The organism is Streptomyces sp. NPDC001606 (assembly GCF_053596835.1).
This window is the reverse complement of sequence record NZ_JBSFHC010000009.1, coordinates 271,083-289,550: the sequence shown is the minus strand read 5'-3', so window position 1 is coordinate 289,550 and position 18,468 is coordinate 271,083. Positions and strand designations below refer to the sequence as shown.

Genomic DNA, 18,468 nt, shown 5'->3' with positions numbered 1-18,468 from the left:
GTGACCATCAGGACGTCGTCGAGCCCCGCCGACACGGCCTCCTCGACCACGTACTGGATCGCCGGCTTGTCGACGACCGGCAGCATCTCCTTGGGCGTGGCCTTGGTGGCCGGCAGGAACCGGGTGCCGAGGCCCGCCGCCGGGATGACGGCCTTCGTCACGGCGGGGCGGGGAACCATGTGGTGCTCGTCTCTCTCGTTCTGCATGTCTCAGGCGCCGATGAGACCGCGCTCACCGGTCGGCTGAAGCGGGATGTGCGCGGCGGCGATGGCGGCCGGCGAGGGTGCCGGGGTCCGCTCGTCCAGGGGCAGCACCGCGGGGGTGGGCTCCTCGCCGAGGAACAGCCGCCGTACGACGCGCTCGGCGGCGTTGCCGTCGTCGAACTGCACGAACCGCTCGCGGAACGCGGACCGCAGCTCCGCGGCCCGGTCGCTCTTCCAGGCGCCGGAACGGAAGACCTCGATCAGCTCGTCCTCGGTGGTCGCGGTCGCGCCCGGGGTCTCGCCCGGCTTGCCGGAGAGGATGTCGAAGTAGACACCGCGGGCCTTGCGGTAGACCTCCCAGTCGTCGGCGTAGGTGACGATCGGGCGGTCGAGGCAGGCGTAGTCGAACATGATCGAGGAGTAGTCCGTGATCAGCGCGTCGGCGGCCAGGCAGAGGTCCTCCACCACCGGGTAGCGCGACACGTCCTTGATCAGGCCCCGCTCCTGGAGCGCGGCCAGCCGCGGGTCGGCGCCGTAGAAGTAGTGGGTGCGGACCAGGACGACGTAGTCCGGGCCGAGTTCCCGGCAGAACCGCTCCAGGTCGATCCGGGGGACGTAGCCCTTCTGGTAGTCGCGCACGGTCGGGCAGTAGAGGATGGCCTTCTTGCCGTCCTCGATGCCGAGTTCGCGGCGGATCCGCAGGACGTCGTCGCCGGTGGCCCGGAAGTAGACGTCGTTGCGCGGGTAGCCGTACTCGACCGCCTCGAAGGCGCAGGGGTACACCCGCTCCCAGATCTCCGTGGAGTGCTGGTTGGAGGTCAGGCTGAGGTCCCACTTGTCGGCCCGCTCCAGCATCTTGCCGAAGCTCATGCCCTTCGCCGCGGCGGGGTAGCGCTGCTGGTCGATGCCCATCTGCTTCAGCGGGGTGCCGTGGTGGGTCTGGAGGTGGACCTGCTCCGGGCGCTTCACGAAGTTGTTCGGGAAGTTGACGTTGTTGACGAGGTACTTGGCGCGCGCCATGACCTCCCAGTAGCGGGGCGAGTTCGCCACCACGTAGTCGACGCCCGCCGGGATGGTGTCCACCGCGTCGCGCTTCACGATCCACACGCCGTGGACGTTCGGGGCGAGTTCCTTGGCCTTGTGGTAGATGGCCGCGGGGTTGCAGGCGACGCCGCGGTTCCAGTAGGCCGCGTAGACCGCGAGGTTCTCGTCGACCGGGCGGCGCAGGTGCAGCTGGTACAGACGGTTGTAGGCCGCCTTGCCGATCTTGGTCTTGACCTTGGTGGCCCGCTTGATCACCTGGCGGCGGGTGTTGCCGGCGGCCGTCACCGCCGCGTACGCCGTGTAGGAGCCGCGCTCCAGCAGCTGGAACCGGACGCCCTGCGAGCCCTCCGGCAGCACGAAGCCCTTCGGCTTGTAGCGCTTGTAGTTGGCGGCCGCCAGCTTGAAGAACTCCGCGCGGTCCTTGGGGACGATCCGGTCCTCACGGGCCAGGGTGAACAGGTAGTGGCTGGCCGCGCGCTCGAACAGCAGGGCCCGCACCGGCTCCAGGTGGGGGCGCTCGTCGAGGAACTCGAAGAGGCGGGCGTACTGCTCGAAGATGCCGAAGTGCTTGCGGCCCGGCGTACGCATGGAGTTGCCCTGGCGGCGCTGGCGGTACTCGACGCAGACGTGGTCGGTGGCGGCGATGCGCTCCGCGGTCAGCATGGTCTTGTAGACCATGAGCGCGTCTTCGTAGATGCCGTCGGTGAAGGTGAAGTTGTGCTGGTCGACGTAGAACTCGCGGCGGTACGCGCGGTTCCACACCACGGCGAACATCCCGAGGTACTCGGGCCGCTCCAGCGCCGTGAAGACATCCGTGCCGGCGGCGGCGAGCATCTCGCCGGCCGCGCTCGCCTGGACACGGTTGGTCCAGTAGGTGCGGACGTGGTTGAGGAGCAGGATGTCCGGGTTGCCGGTCACCTCGAGGCGTTCGGCGATCGCCTGGAGCGCGCCCTCGGCGAGGGTGTCGTCGCTGTCCAGGAACAGGATGTACTCGCCGCGGGCCTTCAGCGCACCGGCGTCACGCGCCTTGCCGATGCCCCGGTTCTCCTCGAAATGCACCGGTATGACCCGGTCGTCGAGGGCGGCGTACTCGTCGAGTATGCGGCCGCAGGCGTCGGGGGAGTGGTCGTCGATGGCGACGATCTCGAAGTCCTCGAAGGACTGGGAGAGGATGGAATCCAAGCACGCGCGCAGATACCCCTGAACTTTATAAACAGGGACAACCACGCTTATTTTCGGCGAAGCGCTTCCATTCGCGAGGGGCATGCTTGGGGCTCCTGGACTGTCGGTCAGACGCAACCGCGCCCCGCTGGCTGGCCTGCGGGACGCGGACGCGAGAAGGCACAAGAAGTGCCAGGTTAACGTTGATTTAAGCGTACCCCAACGCGACCGGTGTGATGTTCTTACCCCACTCCGTCCGCCGCTGGTCAGCGAGGGTGTGGCAAGGCTCACCCCGGCTCACCCGGGGCTCACCCGGAGCTCACCCCGGCCCGCCCGGGCCGTACGCCTTGGTATCAGATCAGCGCGTCCTTGTAGTAAATGCTCGCCCGCTTGCTCTGGTCGGTGTCCGAGGTGTACGACGCGAAGCCGCTGCACAGCCGCACCGCCGAGGGGTTGGCGGGGTCGGGGATCTGGATGGCCATGCCCTCGGGCTCCCGGTAGAGCAGGGAGTAGGCGGCCTTGGTGAGCTTCTGCTCCACGATCGAACCGGTGTTCCAGTCCACGGTGGTGATGAACGTGTTGCCGTCCGGCGAGACCGATCCGTTGCTGCCGTAGGCGGAGCCGGCCAGCAGGTAGAGGTAGCTGCCGTAACTGGCGAACCCCTGGAAGACGTCGGTGTATCCGGGTTGCAGGTCGGCCGGCTGGGCGACGTCGGCGAGGGTGGTCCGGCCGCCCGACTTGAAGGCGGCGAGGTCGTAAAGCCGGAAGCGGAAGGCGCCGTTGACCCGGCAGCGGACCGCGAGCCGGTTGTTGACCGGGTCGATGGTGCAGGTGGTGCGGTCGACTCCGCTCTCCAGCGTGTACGGGGTGAGCGCGGGGGAATCCGCGGTGAGCAACGTGCCGTTGGCGAACTTGAACCGGGCGAGCCGGTCGCCCCAGCCGGTGTAGGTGCCATCGGTGTTCGCGGAGCGGACGCTGTGCGTCTCGGTCCACAGATATGAGCCGGACGCGGTGGATTCGACGCCTATCTGCACGCCGTGTCCGAATCCGCGCAGATACATCGAGCCGAGAATGTTCCCGGACAGGTCCAGCCGGGTCAGCACGAGGTCGCCGTTGGCCTCGCGGTCGGCGCCCGAGTACGTCTGCGTCTCTCCCGGGAGCGGGATTCCGCCGTCGACCAGCTGCACGATGAAGAGATGCCCGCGGGTGTTGTCGAAGGCGAAGGACTGGAGCACCCGGGTGCCGGTCAACTGCACTTCGCGCAGCAGCATGTCGGACGGGTCGGTCAGGTCGAACCGCTTGCTCGCGGTGACCGAGCCGGGCGTGGCGTCGTCCTGTCGGGCGGAGGTCCGCCGGGCGTGCGAGACGGCCTCGGCGGCGCCGACGGCGACCAGGGGAACGGCCGCCGCGCCGGCGATGGCGCCTCCTGTGCGCAGAAAGCGTCTGCGATCGAGCATGGTGACGGAAGCCCCCTGGGTGAGAAAAGAAAAAGCGCCAATGTCCGAGTTGGCTGGATTGCTGGCCGGTAATTAAAGCACCTGGGAATCGATTGCGGTAGAGACGACGGAATCGAATGTTCCGTTGGTCATGGCAGCGCAAAGCTTCCCTCAAGCGGCCCCGGAATTTGGTGGATAGCGATCCACTTTGCCCGGTATTGGCGCGATTAAAGATCTGGTTAGTCTCCCGCCTACGCGTGATCGCTATGCGTCGGCCTTGTGATGCCTTCGTGTCGCGGCACGCTCTTTTTGACCGTTTTGGGGTCGATTTTCGGCCAGATGGGTGGGGCGTTGTGATACCTGCGTCGTACAGACGCGGCTTCGTCGTAACGGTCTCCAGTGCGTTGTTGTCCGCTCTCCTGTCCGCCCCTGCCTTCGCCGCGTCGGTTGCCGTGGCGAAGCCCGAGGACAGGACCGTGAGCGTGCCGGCACGCAAGGGCGACAAGGTGCCTGAGCAGCAGGCGGAGCCGACCATGACCAAGGCGCCGAAGGTGACCTGGCCCAAGGGGGTGAGCGCCCGGGTGCACCTCGCCAAGGCCCCCTCCGGGCACTCCCTGGCCGTGTCGCCCTCGGGGGCCGTCGTCGACGCCTCGGCCGGCGGCGCCGCGGCCAAGGCCGCCGTGGTGGCGGTGCGGACCCCGACGGCGGCCCAGGTCCGCACCGCGGGTCTGCCGCCGCAGACGGCGTTCGCCCTCGGCCAGAAGCCCGCCAAGGACGCCATCACCGGCGGCCGGGACTTCACCCCGTCCGGCTCCACGCCCGGCGACGTCGATGTGCAGGTCCTGGACCGCAAGAAGATCAAGTCGATCGGCGGCGTGGGCATGGCGCTCCGCCTGACCCGCAAGGACCGCAAGCCCGCCCCCGGGCCGGTCGGCGTCACCATCGACTACAACGCCTTCAAGTACGCCTTCGGCGGTGACTTCGCCTCCCGGCTGCGCCTGGTGCAGATGCCCGCGTGCGCGCTCACCACGCCGAAGAAGCGCGGCTGCTCCCCGGACACCCGCCGCTATCTGCCCGTCCACAACGACGTGAAGTCCGGCAGGCTGACGGCGACCGTCTACGCCGACGCCGACCCGGCGACCACGGCGAGCACCCCGTCGTCCGGCATGATGGCGATGGCGGCCACCACCTCCACGGTGACGACGCTGACCACCGGCTCGTCCTCGGACGCGGGCGACTACCGGGCCTCCACGCTCAGCCCGACCGGCAAGTGGGACGTGTCGACCGGCTCCGGCGACTTCACCTACGACCTGCCCGTCACCCTGCCGAAGGCGCCCTTCGGCACCACGCCGGACCTGTCGCTGACGTACGACTCCCAGTCGGTGGACGGCCGCACCTCGGCCACGAACAACCAGGCGTCCTGGGCCGGCATGGGCTGGAACCTGGACGTCGGCTACATCCAGCGCGTCTACCGCAACTGCTCGCAGGACGTGAACAACACCGTCGGCGACCTGTGCTGGCAGTCCCCGAACCCCAGCACCGAGCCGGACGGCGCCGAGTACGTCATCAGCCTCAACGGCGTGAACTCGGCCCTCGTCCAGGACGGCAACGGCACCGGCGCCTACCACGTGCAGGACGACCCGGGCTGGCGCGTCCAGCACCTGAGCGGCGGCCACGGCGCCGACGACGAGTACTGGGTGATCTCCAGCCAGGACGGCATGCGCTACTACTTCGGCTGGGGCCGCGCCGAGCGCACCGGTGACGCGACCCACTCCGTGCTGACCGTCCCGGTGGCCGGCGACGACGCCGGCGAGCCCTGCCACTCCACGTTCCCCGAGCCCTGCACCCAGGCCTGGCGCTGGAACCTGGACCGCGTGGTCGACCCCAACGAGGTCGAGAACGCCTACTTCTACGACACGTTCGTCAACCACTACCGCTCGGTGATCAACGCCGACAAGGCCCGCGCCTACGACGCGGGGAGCTACCTGACCCGCATCGAGTACGGCTGGGCCTCCCAGATCCCGAACGCGCTGCTGCCGGCCAAGGTCGAGCTGAGCCATGTGGGCCGCTGCGTGGAGCGGATGAGCGACGCCGATCCGCTGGGCAAGGAGCCCGCGGCCTGCCCGGGCATCTCCAGCAACCCCGACTCCTACCCCGACGTGCCCACCGACCTGATGTGCGACGGCACCTCGGCGGACAACTACTGCGCGGGCAAGACGTACTACCCCACGTTCTTCGGCACCGACATGCTGTGGGACATCAAGACCTACGTCAGCGACGACGGCGGCACCACGTGGGACCCGGCGATGCAGTACCAGATGAAGTACGGCCTGCCGAACCCCGACGGCACCGTCGGCAAGACCCTCTGGCTGGACTACGTCCAGCGCAAGGGCTACGGCGACGGCCCCGACCAGCGCCTGCCGGTGATCAACTTCAACGGTGAGTGGCTGGACAACCAGGTCGGCTCCTCCACCCTGAACTTCCGCCGGGTGAACAAGATCTACGGCGACCTGGGCTCGGTGACCAGCGTCGCCTACGGCCAGCCGGACGCCTGCGACATCAACAACCTGCCCAGCGAGTCCTCCAACACCGAGGACTGCTTCTGGCAGAAGTGGACGCCCGAGGGCTCCTCCACCAACAAGACCGGCTGGTTCAAGAAGTACCTGGTCACCCAGGTCTCCGTGGACCCGGGCGTCGGCCAGGGCGCGAACTCCGACGGCGACCCGGTCATGACCACGACGTACCAGTACCACGGTGGCGCCGGCTGGCGGTACACCAACGACCCGCTGATCCCGGACTCCGACGAGACCTGGAACGACTGGCGCGGCTACCAGCAGGTCGAGGTCTTCTCCGGCACCAAGTCCAACGCCGCCTCCACCTACTACTGGCTCTACCGCGGCCTGGACGGCGACCGCACCTCCAAGACGGACTCCTCCGCCACCCGCAGCGTCTCGGTCACCGACGGCTACGGCACCTCCTGGACCGACTCCGCCTGGCTGGCCGGCCGGAACCTCGAGTACTCCAAGCGCGACGGCGACGGCAACTCGCACCAGCGCGTCCGCCAGGAGTACTGGGTCCACGACACCGCCCACTACGACGGCCTGCCCGACGCCCGCTTCGTGCGCGAGAGCAAGACCACGACGGACGACCTGACCTCCACGGGCTGGCGCGAGCACGTCGTCAACAACGAGTTCGACGACACCTCCTCCACCAGCACCACCTACGGTCTGCCCCTGCGCACCAACGACTGGGGCGAGGTCAACGTCGACGACAACCGCTGCACGACCTACGGCCGCGCCTACAACACGGCCAACTTCCCCAACTCGGACGTCAAGCGCTGGATGGTCTTCGAGGACGAGGAGCGCCACTACGCGGCGGACTGCGCCTCGCGCGGCTCCGCCAACCAGGACTCGTACAAGGTCACCCTGTACGACGGCTCGACGTCGGTCGCGAACAACGACGCGGCCCTGGTGGACGGCAACCCGACGGAGAAGCAGGTCTACACCGACGCGAGCACCCACCGCTCGACCCGGTACGACTACGACGGCGCCGGCCGCGTCACCGCCTCCTACGACGGAAAGGGCCAGAAGACCACGACGGTCTACTCGCCGAACACGACCTGGCCGACCAGCGGCGTCACCGTCACCACGCCCGACCCGGACGGCAGCGGACCGGGCACCGCCGCGTCCTCGACCACCTACTCCTCCCGGCTGTGGGGCGTCCCGTACCGGATCCTCGACGCCAACGGCCACACCACCCGGATCGTCCTCGACTCCGTGGGCCGCACCAGCCAGGTGTTCAAGGCGACCGAGATCGGCAACTACCCCGACGGCAACCCGTCGATGAAGTTCACCTACACAATCCCCACCGCGACCAACAGCGACGGCGTGCCCGACTCGGTCACCGGCCCGCCGCTGGTGACGTCGAGCGTCCTTCAGTCCGGGACGACGTACGTGAACTCCTACGCGTACTCCGACGGCCTCGGCCGCGCCCGCGAGACCCAGACGACGGCGCCGGACGGCACCGGCCGGGACGTGGTCTCCACCCGCTACGACACCTCCGGCAACGTCACCGGTGTCTCCGGCGCCTTCTACAACTCCAGCGCGGCGGGCTCCGGGATGGTGCTGCCGACGGTGGCCGACCTGCCGTCGTACACCGACCCGATCATCGACTGGGCGGGCCGCACCACGCAGACCGAGATCCTGGTCAACGGCACGGCGCAGGCGACCGGTCACAGCCGTACGTACTACTACGGCGACCACACCACGACCGTGCCCGCCACCGGCGAGCGCAGCGACACCTACACGGACGTCTTCGGCCAGACCACCAAGGTGGTCCAGTACGGGCCGACCGGCCCGAGCAGCACGTCGTACACCTACACGCGCAGCGGCAAGCTGAAGACGATCACGGACGCCAAGGGCAACGTCACCACCTACGGCTACAACTGGGCCGGTGACCGGACCTCGGCGGTCGACCCCGACGCCGGATCGACCTCGACGACCTACGACGAGAACGGCAAGGAGAGCACCCAGACCGACAACGGCACCACGCTCACCTACCAGTACGACAACCTCCAGCGGCAGACGACCCTCTCGCAGGGCACGACCGTCCTGTCCAAGCTGGACTACGACACCGCCCCCGGCGGTGTGGGCCAGCTGGCCGCGTCGACCACGTACGCGAACGGCAAGGCGTACACCGAGAGCATCACCGGCTACGACGCCCGCGGCCGGATCACGGGCCGGAAGTACGTCATCCCGGACGACGGTTCCGGCCTGGCCGGCACCTACACCTTCGGCTACGGCTACGACCTCGCCAACCACATGACGTCCGTCAGCTACCCGCAGATCGGTGACGCGGCGGCCGGGCAGCTGCCCGCGGAGACGGTGACCACGACGTACTCGGCCCAGGGCCTGCCGTCCAAGGTCTCCTCGCCGCTGGCCACCTACCAGTCGAACATCGGCTACGACCGTCTCGGCCGCCTCAACGGCCGCGCGTTCGGCGCCGGCGGCTCGGACGCCACGGTGAACCGCGCCTACGCCTACAACGACACCGACGGCAGCGGCCTGCTGTCCAACATCAAGACCACGGTCACCAGCGGCAGCACCACCAGCACCGCGCAGGACGACACCTTCACGCGCGATCTGGGCGGCCAGGTCACCGGTGTCACGGACGGTGTGGCCAAGCAGAGCGAGTGCTTCACGTACGACGAGCTGAACCGGCTCGGCCACGCGTGGACCACCGAGGCCACCGACGGCTGCACCGGCGCGGCCACGCCCGACCCGAGCAGCAGCCTCGACCCGTACAACCAGTCGTACACCTACGACGAACTGGGCAACCTGATGTCCGTCACGGACACCACGGCGAGCGGGTCGACGACCAAGCAGTACGGCTACCCCGGTTACAGCGCCGACGGCACCACGTACACGGCGGGCCAGGCCCACCCGCACGCGGTGACCAAGGCCGGCTCCGACAGCTTCGGCTACAACGCGGCGGGCCAGATGGAGACCCGCACGGTGAACGGCGTCAGCTCCACCATCGGCTGGGACGCCCAGAAGCGGGTCAGCCAGATCACGGTGCACAAGTCCACCGGCGACCAGGTGTCCGGCTACGTCTACGACCCGGCCGGCAACCTGCTGCTGCGCACCTCGCACGACGAGAACGTCCTGTACCTCGACGGCCATGAGCTGCACAAGGCCGCCGGCCAGGGCGTGAAGGCGACGCGGCTGTACTCCGCGGCCGGCACCACGGTCGCGCTGCGCGAGGGCGACGGCTCGGCGAACGGCAAGCTGACCTGGCTGGCCGACGACGCCCAGGCGTCCACGTCCCTGCTGATCGCCATGGGCGGAGCGGTGATCCGCCGCCGCTACACCCCGTTCGGCAAGCAGCGCAGCGTGGGCGGCACCCTGCCGTCCGACCTCGACCGGGGCTTCCTCGGCAAGCCGGAGGACGACAGCACCTCGCTGTCGATCCTCGGCGCGCGGATGTACGACCCGGCACTGGGCCGGTTCATCAGTCCCGACGAACTGATCAAGCCGTACGACCCCCAGGCGCTGAGCGGCTACAGCTACTCGGGCAACAACCCGGTCAACTACAGCGACCCGTCCGGGCTGATGCACATGCCGGACTTCGATCCCCCGGAGCAGCCCAAGGGCAGCTGGGCCCTGGTGGACACCGGGCCCGACGAGCCGCAGGGCAGCTGGGCCCTGGTGGACACCGGCTCGGTCGCGAAGCAGGACGCCGTCCGCAAGGCCGAGGAGCTGATCAAGAAGATCATCCCGACCATCAACACGTCCGTGCAGAACGCCATCACCCTGTCGCCGGGACAGATGGGCAAGGGCCCGGATCTGCTGGGTGCCATCAAGAAGATCGGCAACTACCTGGGGAGCTACACCAACACCACGGGTATCTGCGGAACCGCCGGTGCCGCGATCGCCTTCGGCAAGTCCCGCAGTATCTGCCTGGTCCGGACCACCTCGGCCAAGGGCAAGACGGCGTGGGCCTTCACCTACACCAAGGAGGACACGGTCGGTCCGAAGGCCGCAGCCGGTCTGAGCCTGAGCGGTCTGTTCAGCAACGCGGACTCCCTCAACGAGCTGCGCGGCATGGGGTCCGGCATCGACGGTCAGTTCGGTCCGTTCAGCGGTGGCTGGCGCGGCACGTACGCGACGAAGAACGCCCGCGGTGACACGGTGAATTCCTTCTCCGGCGGCTGGGGTCTCCAGATGGGACTCGGCGCGAGTTTCGGATCGGGAACCACCGGTATCACCAGAGTCGCCGACATGCCGAAGCTCGTGGGGTCGCTGACCCTCGGAAAGCTCTGGCACGCCCTCTGGTAGCCCTCTGGTAAAGGCATCGGCGGAATTCGCTGATCAATGCGATCCAGCCCCCTGTTCCCCCTGGTCGGGGGGGCAGGGGGCTGGTACGTTGTGCGGGTTCACCACCGGCGGTCAGGGAGGATCCGCATGCCCGAGATCATTCGGATTCTCTGTTCCGCGGTCCCGGCTTTCTTCTTCTTTTTCGTGGCGATCGATTACCGCAACTTCGGGCTCCGGGTCTACGATCGTCTGGAATCCATGACCTCGGCGGTACGGAATCCGAGAATGACACCCGACCGGTTCAGGATCGTCGCGGGAATCGGGTCGCTCATCGGTTTCGGTGCGCTCGTCAACGACCTCGCCCACCTCTGACCGCCGGTCCGCTCAGTGGACCGTCCGGGCACGCTCCGTGCACATCGCGTAGATTGCTACGGCCACGCCCGACGGGACGTGGGCGCGAGGGTGGAGGGAAGCACGTGTCAGCGGCAAGGCATCAGGTCGCCAGGGCCCGCAGGATCGTCGTCAAGGTCGGCTCCTCCTCGCTGACCACCGCCGCCGGCGGCCTCGACGCCGACCGGGTCGACGCGCTCGTCGACGTCCTCGCCAAGAGCCGCAGCGGGGGAGAGCGGGAGATCGTCCTGGTCTCCTCCGGCGCCATCGCCGCCGGTCTCGCCCCCCTCGGGCTGCGCCGCCGGCCCAAGGACCTGGCCCGCCAGCAGGCCGCCGCCAGCGTCGGCCAGGGGCTGCTCGTCGCCCGCTACACCGCCTCCTTCGCCCGTTACGGCGTCCGCGTCGGACAGGTGTTGCTGACCAGCGACGACATGAGCCGCCGCGCCCACCACCGCAACGCCTCCCGCACCCTGGACAAGCTGCTGGCGATGGGCGCCTTCCCGATCGTCAACGAGAACGACACCGTGGCCACGGACGAGATCCGCTTCGGCGACAACGACCGTCTCGCCGCCCTCGTCGCCCACCTCGTCCACGCCGACCTGCTCGTCCTCCTCTCCGACGTCGACGGCGTCTACGACGGCGACCCCGGCAAGCCCGGCACCTCCCGGATCGCCGAGGTGCGCGGGCCCGAGGACCTGGCCGGCGTCGAGATCGGCAGCGCCGGCAAGGCCGGCGTCGGCACCGGCGGCATGGTCACCAAGGTCGAGGCCGCCCGGATCGCGGCCGCCGCCGGCATCCCGGTCGTCCTCACCAGCGCCGTGCACGCGGCCGACGCCCTGGGCGGCGGCGACACCGGCACCTGGTTCCACCCCACCGGCAAGCGCTCCGCCGACCGGCTGCTCTGGCTCCAGCACGCCTCCACCCCGCAGGGCGCGCTCACCCTGGACGACGGCGCGGTGGACGCGGTCGTCAAGCGCCGCAAGTCGCTGCTGCCCGCCGGAATCGCCGCCGTGGAGGGCGAGTTCAGTGCGGGCGACCCCGTCGAGCTGCGTGACGCGGCCGGTCACGCGGTGGCCCGGGGGCTGGTCAGCTTCGACGCCAAGGAGATCCCCCGGCTGCTCGGGCGCTCCACCCGTGAGCTGGCCCGCGAGCTGGGACCGGCGTACGAACGCGAGGTCGTACACAGGGACGACCTGGTGCTGCTGCACTCGTAAACCGGGGCGTAACGACGGCCCCCGGTGGGGGACGTTCCGTAAAACCGCCCCACAAACCCATAGGGCCTGCTCAACTGTGAACTCAGGAACATGTTCCCGAGCGGTTGTGAAGGAGGCCGTCGTGAGACGAGTGCGCCCTGGGCAGGCGGCGTCCCGCGGTGCTCTGACGAGTGTCGCGGCCGGGGACGCCTACGACGAGCCCGTGGACCTGCCCCGCCTGTGGCATGTCACCCTCAGCGTCTCCGGCGAGCAGGTCCCGCTGGCGGAGCTGCGGCGGGCCCTGGAACAGCTCGCCCACGACCACCCCTTCCTGCTGACCAGCAGATACGCGACCGATCACGCGGAGATCCGGTACTGGGAAGAGGCCCGCGACCTGCACGACGCCGCCGCGGTGGCGCTGCGCCTGTGGGGCGAGCACCGGCACAGCGCCGGACTGCCGCCCTGGGAGATCGTCGGCCTGGAGGTCATCGACCGCGAGACCTACCACCAGCGCATCGCCAAGGGCTACGGCCCCGCACCCGCGACCCCGGTGGGCGTGCACCCCTTCTGAGGGGTTTCGTCCCGTCTCGGGGTGTGGGACGGTCCCCGGACCGCCCGGCCCGGCGCACTACCCTTCCCTCATGACCACGCTCTCGCCGTACGACTCGATGTCCCCGGTCACCCAGGCCGCGTACCGGGCCAAGGCCGCCGCCGCCGACCTCGCGCCGCTGCCGCGTGCCGTGAAGGACGACGCGCTGCTCGCGATCGCCGACGCCCTTGAGGTCCGGACCGCCGAGATCGTCGAGGCCAACGCCAAGGACGTGGCCAAGGCGCGGCAGAACGGCACCAGCGAGGCCATCGTCGACCGGCTCACCCTCACCCCCGAGCGGGTCCGCGCCATCGCCGCCGACGTCCGCGACGTCGCCAAGCTGCCCGACCCGGTCGGCGAGGTCGTCCGCGGCTCCACCCTGCCCAACGGCATCGACCTGCGCCAGGTCCGGGTCCCGCTCGGCGTCGTCGGCATCATCTACGAGGCCCGCCCCAACGTCACCGTCGACGCCGCCGTCCTCTGCCTGAAGTCCGGCAACGCGGTCCTGCTGCGCGGCTCCGCCTCCGCCTACGAGTCCAACACCGCCCTCGTCCGGGTGATCCGCGACGCCGTCGGCGGCGCCGGGCTGCCCGCCGACGCCGTCCAGCTGGTGCCCGGCGAGAGCCGCGACTCCGTCCGCGAGCTGATGCGCGCCCGCGGCCTGGTCGACGTGCTGATCCCGCGCGGCGGCGCCTCCCTCATCCAGACGGTGGTGAACGAGTCCACCGTCCCCGTGATCGAGACCGGCACCGGCAACTGCCATGTCTACGTCGACGCCCAGGCCGACATCGACACGGCGATCGAGATCCTGATCAACTCCAAGGCGCAGCGGGTCAGCGTCTGCAACGCCGCCGAGACCCTGCTGGTCCACCAGGACATCGCCGCCGAGTTCCTGCCCCGCGCCCTGGACGCCCTCGCCGAGGCCGGCGTCACCGTCCACGCCGACGAGCGGGTCATGGCCTACGGCAAGGACTCCAAGGCCACCGTGGTGGAGGCCACCACCGAGGACTGGGAGACCGAGTACCTCTCCTACGACATCGCCGCCGCCGTCGTCGACTCCCTGGACAAGGCCGTCGAGCACATCCGGCTGTGGACCTCCGGCCACACCGAGGCGATCGTCACCACCTCGCAGGCGGCCGCCCGCCGCTTCACCCAGCTGGTCGACTCGACCACCGTCGCCGTGAACGCCTCCACCCGGTTCACCGACGGCAGCCAGTTCGGCTTCGGCGCCGAGATCGGCATCTCCACCCAGAAGCTGCACGCCCGCGGCCCGATGGGCCTGCCGGAGCTGACCAGCACCAAGTACATCGTCACCGGCGACGGGCACGTACGCCCCTGAGGTTTCACCCGTTCGGCCGTATGTCCGTAAAAGGCGGCACACGGCCGAAAAGGTGTCTCACCAGTCAGACGAACTTCCATACCGTCTGCCCAAATTGACCCCCCAGGTCTACTCTGGAGCCGTGCCGGAGGACGTGGGGGGCACGCCGTTCCCTGACGGCTGGGAGCCCGACGACGACCACGACCACGGGGTGTCGGACGAAGAGTTCGCCTCCGTGGTCTTCGACGAGGCCTTCGTCCAGGCGGCCACGGTCCATGAGCCGACCGCCGTGGAACGCCTCGTGGCCGCCGCGCAGGCCAGAGCCGAGGCCTCCGAGGCGGAGGCCCGCCGCGCCCGCGCCCGAGGCGAGCGCTACGAGGAGCGGTACGCCCCCGACGGCACCGCCCTCGGCCACGACCCGGACGACGACGACCTGGAGGACACCTTCCTCCTCGACCGTCACTACGCCCCCTTCGGCCACGGCAAGCAGGTCCGCTGGCACCGCCCCGTCGCCTGGGTGCTCGCCGTCGTGATGGGCATCGGCATGGTCGCGCTGGCCTTCGCCGCGGTCTACCGGGGCTCCTCCGGCGGGACCCGCGACCGGGTGCCCGCCCACGCCCCCACCGGCCTGGAACAGGGCGCCGCCGCCACCCCCTCCGTCTCCGCCGACTCCGACCGGCCCGCCATCTCCGCCGTTCCGCGCTCGCCCTGAACCCCGGCCCCGCCGCCCGCGGAGAACCGGCCCTCGGCACCTGTTGAGAACCTGTCAGAAGTTGTCGGTACCAGGGCGTTTACCCGAGGCTCCCGAGACCTACTCTGAAAGTATGGGCGGGCCTGGAGACCCACCGGAGGGGACACCCGAGGGCGGCCCCGGAGGTGCGGAGGACGAATACCGATCCGTCGTCTTCGACGAGTCGTTCGTCCGCGCTGCCCGGCTCCGGGAGTACTCCGCCGAGGAGCGGATGGCCGACCACGCCCCCGCCGTACGCCGCCGCCCGCCGCTGTCCCGCGGACTCACCCGGCAGCTCCTGGTCCTCGTGGTGCTGATCGCCGTCGCCTTCGCCACCGCGGTCTACATGGGCGTCCGCCACCCGTACACCCCCGAGGCCCGGCGCCCGGTGCAACCGCTGCGGATGACGGTCGTCCCGCTCGCCCCCCAGGGCACGGTGCCCGGAGACCCCGACGCCGAGCACCTGTACGCACACAGCCCGGCAGCGCAGTTCGAGATCGGCGCGGAGGGGATACCGCTGCCCGCCTCCCGCGCCACCGCCCACTTCTCCGACAGCCAGATCGTGGCCGCGCTCAGCATCGCCAAGGACTACCTCGTCCGCTCCTCGCTCTACCCCGAGGTGCTCACCGGCCGGCAGACCGGCCCCGCCCGCGCCCTGATCGACCCCGACCAGCTCGACCAGTTCGAACAGAGCTTCGCCCGCCCGGCGGCCGACGGACGGCACGCCCCGACCGGCTGGCTGGTCCGGCTCGACCCCTCCCGCGTCCAGCTGGCCGACGACCGGATCCGCGTCCAGGGCGACCTCACGGCTGTCGAGACCGACTCCGCGACGCTGGAGGTCACCGCCGACCACCTCTTCGTCTACGCCCTGCGCCCCGCCCACGCCGCCGCCGACGCGCCCGCCTCCCTCTTCATGGTCCGCCGCGAGCTGACCTTCCGCTTCGACCGCGACGACCTGCGCACCCGCCAGGCCCAGCTGGTCACGGCCCACACCCAGGCCGGCCCGCTGTCCTGCGCCGACGACTCCACCAGCTACCTGCGGCCCCTGCTGGCCGGCCAGACGGCCAGGGCGGGCGGCCCCGCGGGCACCAACCTCTACGACACGGACAACCCCCCGGCACTGTGCGGAACCCTGGCGCAGAGCACCCGCCCGACCGGCTGAACGGCTACTCGCCGTCCTCCGGCGGAGCGTCCGCGCCCTTGGCCGGGGGCGGGCTGGTGAAGCCGTTGAAACCGCGCCGGAACCGGCCGCCCAGCTCCCCCGCGCCGCCCGCGAGATCCGTGACCAGCTTCATCAGCGGGTCCTTGGAATCCTTCACATCGCTGGCGTAGCTCGCCGCCGACTCCCGGAAGGAGTCGCTGACCGAGGCGTCCGCATCCTCGCTGCGCCGCGGGTAGTGACCGTCCATGAGCCGCTGGTAGTCCCGCGACTCGGACCACTTCTTCAGCTCGGCCGCCCGCACGGTGGTGAACGGATGCGAGCGGGGCAGCATATTGAGGATCTTCAGCACCGAGTCCCGCAGATCGCCCCCGGAGTCGTACTCCTCGGCCTGCTCCAGGAACGCGTCCACGTTCATCTCGTGCAGATGATTGCCGCCCGCGATCTTCATCAGGCCCCGCATCGAGGCCTGGACGTCCTGGCCCACCAGCAGCCCGGCCCGGTCGGCGGACAGCTCCGACTTGCGGAACCACTCCCGCAGCGCCGTGACGATCGCCATGACCGCCAGATTGCCGAGCGGGATCCAGGCGACCCGCACCGCCAGGCTCGTCAGGAACAGCAGGATCGTGCGGTACACCGAGTGGCCGGACAGCGCGTGGCCCACCTCGTGGCCCACGACCGCCCGCATCTCCTCCTCGTCCAGCAGCTCCACGAGCCCGGTCGTCACCACGATGACCGGCTCGTCCAGCCCGATGCACATCGCGTTGGGCTGCGGATCCTGCGTGACGTACATCGGCGGGACCTTCTGGAGGTCCAGGATGTAACAGGCGTCGAGCAGCATGTCGTGCAGGTGCGTGAACTGCCGCTCGGAGACCCGCACCGAGTCGGACAGGAACAGCAGCCTGATGCTCCGCTCCGGCAGCAGCCCGCTGAGCGCCTTGAACACCGTGTCGAACCCGCTCAGCTTGCGCAGCGCGACCAGCGCCGAGCGGTCGGCCGGATGCTCGTACGCACGCGAGGAGATTCCCGGGAAGCGCCTGCGCTGCCGGCTGGGCACCCGCTCGTGCCCCGTCTGCTGGTGGCCGTCGTCGGACATGTCTTCCCCCATGTGCGTGTCAGAACCCGGTGCGCCCCCGAGGCAGGGCCCAGCCTAGGCCGAGTTACGGTGGACGGGCAGTACAGCCGAAGGAGTCCACGTGATGGAGCACCACCCCGCAGCCACCTGGCTGACCGAGGCCGCCGCGAGCGCCGTCCAGCAGCACGGGGCGGGGAATCTGCTCCGCATCGTCCTCGTCGTCATGGTCCTGGGCTGTGCACTGACCGCCTGGTTCCTGCTGCGCGGCTACAAGCGGAAGGACGACTGATCGCCGGGGAAAGTTCCCCGCCGCCGGCCCCGGGACGGGCACCGCTCCTCCCCAACGGCGGAGTCGGCGTGATCGCCTCGGGACCGCCCGCTTACGATGGGCCGACATCTTTATCCCGCCCACACGCGATAGGTCCTGCCGAAGATGAGCCTTCACAGCGCCGCAGCCCAGCTGGTCACCCTCGCCGAGAGCGAGGGCGGCAACCACAACAGCCTCAACCCGGCCGTCACCGGTGGCAGCGCCCTCGTCATCCTGCTGCTTCTGCTGTGGATCACCACCCGCTTCAACCGCGACCGCTGAGCCGCGAGGCCGTCCCCGGCAGGGAGCCCGAGGCCGGGCCGGTAGGGTCTGCACGCATGGGAGAGCAGGACATGCCTACCGGTCCGGCGCACGCGAGCGCCGAGAACGCCGAGACCACGGTCGAGCATCCGCAGTACCGGCAGTACCAGCCGGGCCACGGCCCCGCCCACGAGGGCAAGCGACGCCTGGGCGTCATGGGCGGCACCTTCGACCCGATCCACCACGGGCACCTGGTGGCGGCCAGCGAGGTCGCCGCGCAGTTCCAGCTGGACGAGGTGGTGTTCGTCCCCACCGGCCAGCCCTGGCAGAAGTCCCACCGCAAGGTCTCCCCGGCCGAGGACCGCTATCTGATGACGGTCATCGCCACCGCCGAGAACCCGCAGTTCTCCGTCAGCCGCATCGACATCGACCGCGGCGGTCCCACCTACACCGTGGACACCCTGCGGGACCTGCGCGCCCTCAACCCCGACACCGACCTCTTCTTCATCACCGGTGCCGACGCCCTCGCCCAGCTGCTGACCTGGCGCGACTCGGCGGAACTCTTCTCTCTCGCGCACTTCATCGGCGTCACCCGCCCCGGCCACCACCTCACCGACCCGGGCCTGCCGGAGGGCGGCGTCTCGCTCGTCGAGGTGCCGGCGCTGGCCATCTCCTCCACCGACTGCCGCGCGAGGGTCGCCAAGGGCGAACCCATCTGGTACATGGTGCCGGACGGGGTCGTGCGCTACATCGCCAAGCGCGAGCTGTACCGCGGCGAGTGAGCCGA

At 69.7% G+C, this 18,468-nt stretch carries 14 protein-coding genes; 10 read left to right on the top strand and 4 right to left on the bottom strand.

What is annotated here, in order from left to right:
- The 3 genes from ACWCV9_RS19245 to ACWCV9_RS19235 all read right to left on the bottom strand — a co-directional run.
- A partial coding sequence (locus ACWCV9_RS19245; RefSeq protein ID WP_385844808.1) for a sugar phosphate nucleotidyltransferase occupies positions 1–179 on the bottom strand: 179 nt, incomplete at its 3' end.
- Positions 180–209: 30 nt separating this feature from the next.
- Positions 210–2,513 carry a bifunctional glycosyltransferase/CDP-glycerol:glycerophosphate glycerophosphotransferase gene (locus ACWCV9_RS19240; RefSeq protein ID WP_450788066.1) on the bottom strand — a complete coding sequence of 768 codons (2,304 nt, stop codon included), beginning with the start codon at positions 2,511–2,513 and terminating at the stop codon, positions 210–212.
- Positions 2,514–2,761: 248 nt separating this feature from the next.
- Positions 2,762–3,865, bottom strand: a complete 1,104-nt coding sequence (locus ACWCV9_RS19235) for a phage baseplate protein (RefSeq protein WP_450788064.1) — start codon at positions 3,863–3,865, stop codon at positions 2,762–2,764.
- 455 nt (positions 3,866–4,320) lie between these two features.
- Here ACWCV9_RS19235 and ACWCV9_RS19230 point away from each other — a divergent pair, with 455 nt between their 5' ends.
- From ACWCV9_RS19230 to ACWCV9_RS19200, 7 genes are all read left to right on the top strand, one after another.
- On the top strand, positions 4,321–10,680 hold the full coding sequence (locus ACWCV9_RS19230; RefSeq protein WP_450788062.1) for an RHS repeat domain-containing protein: 6,360 nt from the start codon (positions 4,321–4,323) through the stop codon (positions 10,678–10,680).
- Positions 10,681–10,806: 126 nt separating this feature from the next.
- Positions 10,807–11,031, top strand: a complete 225-nt coding sequence (locus ACWCV9_RS19225) for a hypothetical protein (protein ID WP_450788060.1) — start codon at positions 10,807–10,809, stop codon at positions 11,029–11,031.
- Between the two features lie 104 nt (positions 11,032–11,135).
- Positions 11,136–12,263: a glutamate 5-kinase gene (gene proB / locus ACWCV9_RS19220; protein WP_450788059.1), complete on the top strand. Its 1,128-nt coding sequence runs from the start codon at positions 11,136–11,138 to the stop codon at positions 12,261–12,263.
- 121 nt (positions 12,264–12,384) lie between these two features.
- Entirely contained in the window at positions 12,385–12,813 is a 429-nt protein-coding gene (locus ACWCV9_RS19215) for a hypothetical protein (protein WP_385844593.1), read from the top strand.
- A 70-nt stretch (positions 12,814–12,883) separates the two neighbouring features.
- Positions 12,884–14,170 (top strand): glutamate-5-semialdehyde dehydrogenase, encoded by a 1,287-nt coding sequence (locus ACWCV9_RS19210; protein ID WP_450788057.1) that lies wholly within the window; start codon positions 12,884–12,886, stop codon positions 14,168–14,170.
- Positions 14,171–14,291: 121 nt separating this feature from the next.
- Positions 14,292–14,861 (top strand): SCO2584 family spore wall biosynthesis protein, encoded by a 570-nt coding sequence (locus tag ACWCV9_RS19205; protein ID WP_450788056.1) that lies wholly within the window; start codon positions 14,292–14,294, stop codon positions 14,859–14,861.
- Positions 14,862–14,973: 112 nt separating this feature from the next.
- Entirely contained in the window at positions 14,974–16,041 is a 1,068-nt protein-coding gene (locus tag ACWCV9_RS19200) for an SCO2583 family membrane protein (RefSeq protein WP_450788054.1), read from the top strand.
- 4 nt (positions 16,042–16,045) lie between these two features.
- Here the strand turns inward: ACWCV9_RS19200 and ACWCV9_RS19195 are convergent, their stop codons facing one another.
- A complete protein-coding gene (locus ACWCV9_RS19195) occupies positions 16,046–17,134 on the bottom strand; it encodes a M48 family metallopeptidase (protein ID WP_450788052.1) in 1,089 nt (362 codons plus the stop codon).
- Between the two features lie 103 nt (positions 17,135–17,237).
- Between ACWCV9_RS19195 and ACWCV9_RS19190 the strand changes: the two genes are divergently transcribed.
- From ACWCV9_RS19190 to nadD, 3 genes are all read left to right on the top strand, one after another.
- Complete coding sequence (locus ACWCV9_RS19190) at positions 17,238–17,402, top strand: hypothetical protein (protein WP_385844601.1); 165 nt, start codon at positions 17,238–17,240, stop codon at positions 17,400–17,402.
- A gap of 144 nt (positions 17,403–17,546) precedes the next feature.
- Positions 17,547–17,702 (top strand): hypothetical protein, encoded by a 156-nt coding sequence (locus tag ACWCV9_RS19185; RefSeq protein ID WP_385844602.1) that lies wholly within the window; start codon positions 17,547–17,549, stop codon positions 17,700–17,702.
- 56 nt (positions 17,703–17,758) lie between these two features.
- On the top strand, positions 17,759–18,463 hold the full coding sequence (nadD, locus tag ACWCV9_RS19180; protein ID WP_385844604.1) for a nicotinate-nucleotide adenylyltransferase: 705 nt from the start codon (positions 17,759–17,761) through the stop codon (positions 18,461–18,463).
- Positions 18,464–18,468: the final 5 nt, after the last annotated feature.

Bases quoted from the DNA above. Each gene is read 5' to 3' on its own strand.
- ACWCV9_RS19240 (WP_450788066.1), bottom strand. From the start codon at position 2,513: ATGCCCCTCGCGAATGGAAGCGCTTCGCCGAAAATAAGCGTGGTTGTC.
- ACWCV9_RS19235 (WP_450788064.1), bottom strand. From the start codon at position 3,865: ATGCTCGATCGCAGACGCTTTCTGCGCACAGGAGGCGCCATCGCCGGC.
- ACWCV9_RS19225 (WP_450788060.1), top strand. From the start codon at position 10,807: ATGCCCGAGATCATTCGGATTCTCTGTTCCGCGGTCCCGGCTTTCTTC.
- ACWCV9_RS19210 (WP_450788057.1), top strand. From the start codon at position 12,884: ATGACCACGCTCTCGCCGTACGACTCGATGTCCCCGGTCACCCAGGCC.
- ACWCV9_RS19200 (WP_450788054.1), top strand. From the start codon at position 14,974: ATGGGCGGGCCTGGAGACCCACCGGAGGGGACACCCGAGGGCGGCCCC.
- ACWCV9_RS19195 (WP_450788052.1), bottom strand. From the start codon at position 17,134: ATGTCCGACGACGGCCACCAGCAGACGGGGCACGAGCGGGTGCCCAGC.
- ACWCV9_RS19190 (WP_385844601.1), top strand. From the start codon at position 17,238: ATGGAGCACCACCCCGCAGCCACCTGGCTGACCGAGGCCGCCGCGAGC.
- ACWCV9_RS19185 (WP_385844602.1), top strand. From the start codon at position 17,547: ATGAGCCTTCACAGCGCCGCAGCCCAGCTGGTCACCCTCGCCGAGAGC.
- nadD (WP_385844604.1), top strand. From the start codon at position 17,759: ATGGGAGAGCAGGACATGCCTACCGGTCCGGCGCACGCGAGCGCCGAG.